The organism is Streptomyces sp. NPDC004561, from assembly GCF_053602155.1.
Genome location: NZ_JBSGDB010000566.1, coordinates 1 through 5,213, shown reverse-complemented (window position 1 = coordinate 5,213; position 5,213 = coordinate 1). Strand labels below are relative to the sequence as shown.

Here is a 5,213-nt window from a genome sequence, read left to right as displayed (position 1 = left end):
GGTAGCGCTGCTCGTACTCGGCACGCAGGGACACGCACCGTGCCGCGATGCGTTCCAGGTCCTGCTGGGCGCGGCGCAGGCTCTCCGCGACGTAGTGCTGCTCGATCTCCGTACGCTGTGCGGTCGTCAGCCAGTCCATCGGCCGGACGAACTCCCGCGCGCGCTGCTCCGCCTCCGCGACCCGGGCCTGCCACAGCAGGTATCCCTCCACTTCGTTCGCGAGTCCCCCGCCGGCCCCCTGCTTCGTCGGTTCGGTCACCGCTGTCCTCGGTCGGTCGTCACACGCCGTGGGCCTCGGCCTCGGCCAGCGCGATGTCGGGGTGGTGGAGGTCGAACGCCGGGGATTCACTGCGGATCCGCGGCAGGGTGAGGAAGTTGTGCCGCGGCGGCGGGCAGGAGGTCGCCCACTCCAGCGAACGGCCGTAGCCCCACGGGTCGTCCACGCCGACCGGCTTGCCGTACCTGGCCGTCTTCCACACGTTGTAGAGGAACGGCAGCATCGACAGCCCGAGCAGGAAGGAACCGATCGTGGAGACCGTGTTCAGGGTGGTGAAGCCGTCGGACGCGAGGTAGTCGGCGTAACGACGCGGCATGCCTTCGGCGCCCAGCCAGTGCTGCACCAGGAAGGTGGTGTGGAAGCCGATGAACAGCGTCCAGAAGGTCATCTTGCCCAGGCGCTCGTCGAGCATCTTGCCCGTCATCTTCGGCCACCAGAAGTGGAAGCCGCAGAACATCGCGAAGACGACCGTCCCGAACACCACGTAGTGGAAGTGGGCCACCACGAAATACGAGTCGGAGACGTGGAAGTCCATCGGCGGCGAGGCCAGGATGACACCGGTCAGGCCGCCGAAGAGGAACGTGACGAGGAAGCCCGCGGCCCACAGCATCGGTGTCTCGAAGGACAGGGAGCCCTTCCACATCGTGCCGATCCAGTTGAAGAACTTCACGCCGGTCGGGACGGCGATCAGGAACGTCATGAAGGCGAAGAAGGGCAGCAGCACGCCGCCGGTGACGTACATGTGATGCGCCCACACCGTCGCCGAGAGGCCGGCGATGGAGATGGTCGCGGCGATCAGGCCCATGTAGCCGAACATCGGCTTGCGGGAGAACACCGGGATCACTTCGGAGATGATGCCGAAGAACGGCAGGGCGATGATGTACACCTCCGGATGGCCGAAGAACCAGAAGAGGTGCTGCCACAACAGGGCTCCGCCGTTGGCGGAGTCGAAGACGTGGGCGCCGAACTTGCGGTCCGCCTCCAGGGCGAACAGCGCGGCCGCCAGGACCGGGAACACCATGATGGCCAGGACGGCGGTCAGCAGCACGTTCCAGACGAAGATCGGCATGCGGAACATGGTCAGGCCCGGAGCGCGCATGCAGATGATGGTGGTGATGAAGTTGACCGAACCGAGGATGGTGCCGAAGCCGGAGAATGCCAGACCCATGATCCACAGGTCGGAGCCGAGCCCCGGTGAATGGACCACGTCCGTCAGCGGGGAGTAGGCGAACCAGCCGAAGTCGGCCGCGCCGTCAGGGGTGAGAAAGCCGGCCACGGCGACGAGCGAGCCGAACAGGTAGAGCCAGTAGGCGAACATGTTCAGCCGCGGGAACGCCACGTCGGGCGCGCCGATCTGCAGCGGCATGATCCAGTTCGTGAATCCGGCGAACAGCGGTGTCGCGAACATCAGCAGCATGATCGTGCCGTGCATCGTGAAGAGCTGGTTGAACTGCTCCTTGGAGACGATCTGCAGGCCCGGCCGCGCCAGTTCGGCGCGCATGATGAGCGCCATCACGCCACCGATCAGGAAGAACGCGAAGGACGTCCCGAGGTAGAGCGTGCCGATCGTCTTGTGGTCGGTGGTCGTCAGCCACTTCACCACGACATTGCCGGGCTGCTTGCGCCTGACCGGCAACTCGCTGTCGTAGGTGTCGGCCGGCCCCTTGGGCTCGTTCAGAATGCTCACAGCTCGTATGTCTCCCGGCGCTTGCGGTTCGCCCAGTCAGTCACCCGCCATCCTCGCGGTGCGGAGGACGCGCCCGAAGCCGGGAGCGACTGAGACGCGGCCGATCGGATGACGCTCGCACCCGAATGGAGCAACCGCGTATCCGCCGGGGGCGATTGGGCGCCGGCACGGAGCGGCGTCATCGGCGGACCGGCCCTCCCGCACGGAGCGGCTCACGGGGAGTGGTTGGCGAACGTGGCCAGATAGGCGCCGTAGCAGAGGGACACGGCGGTGAGGACCGCGCCCACCGTCCGGGTCCGGGCGGGCCTGGCGCGCCACTCCCGTACGACGGCACCGGCCGCCGGAATGAGCAGCGGGAACGCCGGCAGCAGGAACCGCGGCTTGGACTCGAAGGGGCCGGAGACCGCCACGACCGGCAGCAGCAGGGCGGCGGTGTAGACCACCAGCACCAGCGGCGCACGGTCCACGCACAGCAGACAGAACATCAGGATGCCCGCCGCGACGGTCAGCAGGGCGACGGGGTAGATGACGCCGTCGGCGTACCAGGGCAGCGACCACAGGAAGTGCAGGGTCCCGGTGCCGAGGTCGAAGCGGGACTCCCAGGCGCTCTGCACCTGGAAGTAGCCGCGCAGCGGATCACCGGTGCGGTGTCCCACCCAGAGCAGAAAACCCGTCCAGCCGAGCGGGGCCAGGCAGGCGTCGGCCCACAGACCGGGGGAGACGCGCCCCTGACGGCGTACGACCTCCCAGGCCGCCGCGCCGATCACGGCCGCCGCCGCGGCGATGCCGTTCGGCCGGGTCAGGCCCGCCAGCCCGGCCAGGGCCCCGGCCAGCAGCCAGCGGTCCCTGACGACGGCGTACAGGGACCAGACGGCGAGCGCGGTGAAGAGGGGCTCGGTGTAGGCGAGGGTGAGGACGATCGAGTGCGGCAGCGCGGCCCACAGGACGACCATGGCGGTGGCGACCGCCCGTCCGTGGAAGTGGTGGCCGATCGCGTACACGCCGGACGCGGCCAGCGCGGTCGCGCTCCAGGCGATCAGCAGAGCCGACTCGGCCGGGGAGAGCGGCAGGATCGCGGACGTGGCCCGGATGAGTCCCGGATACAGGGGGAAGAACGCCCAGTCGGTCTGGACCGTGCCGGACGGCGAGATGTGCAGCAGGGTGCCGTAGCCGTGGGTCGCGATGTGCAGGTACCAGACCGAGTCCCAGGCGTGAGCGAGGCCCTTGAGCGTCGGGCGACCGGTGAGCCGGTCCACCATGACGACCAGGGCCGCCCCGGTCAGCCGGATCGCCGCGAAAAGGGCGAGCGCCGGCAGCACACCCGGTGGGCACGCCCACCGTCCGCGCTCGCTCGGACCCGACGTACCGGGCCCCTCGTGGGCCGGGAAGTCACGACGCTGCGGGGAGAACGTACGCACGCTCCGACCTTGATCGTCCCCGCGCCCCCGCGCAACGGCACCACGCCGGTTCCCGGACGCACCGGTCCGGGTTCTCGGAGGGAGTGCCGACCTGGATGCTCCTTCGAGTTTCACGCGCATTCTTCCCGGCGGGACGGTTCGGGCGTGCGGGGTTGTCCCGGCCGTCGCCACGCCCCTAGGGTCGCTTCTGTTGGGGGCAAGCGCTTTCTGGTCGCCGTTCGCGATGCCGAGGGGGCTGCATGGGTATGCGGGTTCATCACGTCCACGGCGAGTACGTCGGGGTCGAGGCGGCGAACGGCACCGAGATCCTGCGTTACGTGTATTGGCCCGACCCGGACCCCTTCGAAGCCCGCAAACCCTATGCCCACCCGCTGCGCACCCTCTCCGGCCGCACGGTGACCGGATACCGGCCGAACGACCACCGCTGGCACAAGGGCGTGCAGATGACGGCCAGCCACCTGTCGGGGCGGAACTTCTGGGGCGGCAACTCCTATGTCCACGGCCGGGGTTACCTGGCCCTGCCCGACCGGGTGGGCTCGATGCGGCACGACGGCTTCACCGGCCTTGCCGTCGACGGTGAACGACTTGTCCTCGCCGAGGAGTTGACCTGGATCGAGCACGGCGGCCGGGAGTGGGCCCGTGAGGAGCGCGGCATCGCCGTGCACTCGGTGGACGAGCGGGCCGGCGCCTGGGCGCTGGACTGGTCGATCCGGCTCACCAACATCCACGACCGGACGCTGGTGTTCGGCTCGCCCACCACCGCGGGCCGTGAGATGGCCGGGTACACCGGGTTGCAGTGGCGCGGGCCACGCGACTTCGCGGGCGGCGATGTGTTCGGCCCAGACTCCGAATCCGGACAGGGTGCAACGGAGTTGATGGGCAGTCAGGGTCCGTGGCTGGCCTTCACCACCGAACACGACGAGGTCGACGGACACTCCACGCTCGTCTTCGCGCACGCACCGGAGAACCTGGACGAGGGGTCCGCCGTGCACGCCTCCCACTGGTTCGTGCGCTCCACACCGATTCCGGCCGTCGCGTTCTCCTGGGCCTTCTTCGAGGAGTTCCGGCTGCCGCCGGGGGAGAGCTTCGCCTACCGCTACCGGATCGTGATCGCCGACGGGGCCTGGGACCGGGACCGGGTCGCCGGCCATCTGGAGGGCCTGCCGTGGTGAACGGACCGAAACCGGCCCTGCCCCACCCGCTGCCCGGCGCGGGTCGGCCTGTCCCACCTGAGCGCCCACGACTGGGAGGCCGCGGGCGGCATGCGCGGCGGCAGCCCGCATCTGCACCTGGTGGTCACGGAGGCGTACGTGGTCACCGGCGGCCGGGCGCGGTGCAGACCCTCGGCCCGGACGGCCACCGGGACATCCCGCCGCGGCCCGGCTCAGTCGCCTGGTTCACGCCGGGCACCGTGCGCCGCATGGTGCAGGGCGGCGATCTGCGCGTCACCGTGCTGATGCGGAACAGCGGCCTGCCCGAGGCCGGGGACGCCGTGTTCACCTTCCCGCCCGAGGTGCTCGCCGACCCCGAGCGCTACGCCGCCCCGGCCGCCCTGTCGCCCGGCACGGGCCCGGAGACCGAGACGGCGGCCCGGTGCCGCCGGGACCTCGCCGTGACGGGGTATCTCGCCCTGCGCGAGGCCCTGGTCGCCGGGGAGGGCGGTCCCTACCGGGAGTTCCAGCGGGCCCGCCGCCTTCCCGGTGCGCGCCGACGTTCCCACCTGGCGCGCCCTGTGGCGGGCGGGTGCCCCGGCCGCCGCCGAGCGCACAGGGGCGCAGCTCGACGCGCTGGAGGCGGGCGCCCCGGCGTCCTCTCCGAGGCCACGGCGTAC

4 protein-coding genes and 1 pseudogene are annotated in these 5,213 nt (G+C 70.3%); 2 read left to right on the top strand and 3 right to left on the bottom strand.

The window, feature by feature from the left end:
* The 3 genes from ACWEN3_RS40850 to ACWEN3_RS40840 form a co-directional block, all read right to left on the bottom strand.
* A partial coding sequence (locus ACWEN3_RS40850) for a cytochrome C oxidase subunit I (protein ID WP_452982103.1) occupies positions 1-259 on the bottom strand: 259 nt, incomplete at its 3' end.
* A gap of 19 nt (positions 260-278) precedes the next feature.
* Positions 279-1,964: an aa3-type cytochrome oxidase subunit I gene (ctaD, locus tag ACWEN3_RS40845; RefSeq protein ID WP_452982100.1), complete on the bottom strand. Its 1,686-nt coding sequence runs from the start codon at positions 1,962-1,964 to the stop codon at positions 279-281.
* Between the two features lie 212 nt (positions 1,965-2,176).
* A complete protein-coding gene (locus ACWEN3_RS40840; protein WP_452982097.1) occupies positions 2,177-3,382 on the bottom strand; it encodes a hypothetical protein in 1,206 nt (401 codons plus the stop codon).
* 239 nt (positions 3,383-3,621) lie between these two features.
* On the opposite strand from ACWEN3_RS40840, the gene ACWEN3_RS40835 reads away from it, so the two are divergent.
* Positions 3,622-4,554 carry a DUF6807 domain-containing protein gene (locus tag ACWEN3_RS40835; RefSeq protein ID WP_452982094.1) on the top strand — a complete coding sequence of 311 codons (933 nt, stop codon included), beginning with the start codon at positions 3,622-3,624 and terminating at the stop codon, positions 4,552-4,554.
* Positions 4,548-5,213, top strand: a pseudogene (locus ACWEN3_RS40830) (cupin); the annotation flags it as partial. The gene ACWEN3_RS40835 and the pseudogene ACWEN3_RS40830, both read left to right, overlap by 7 nt.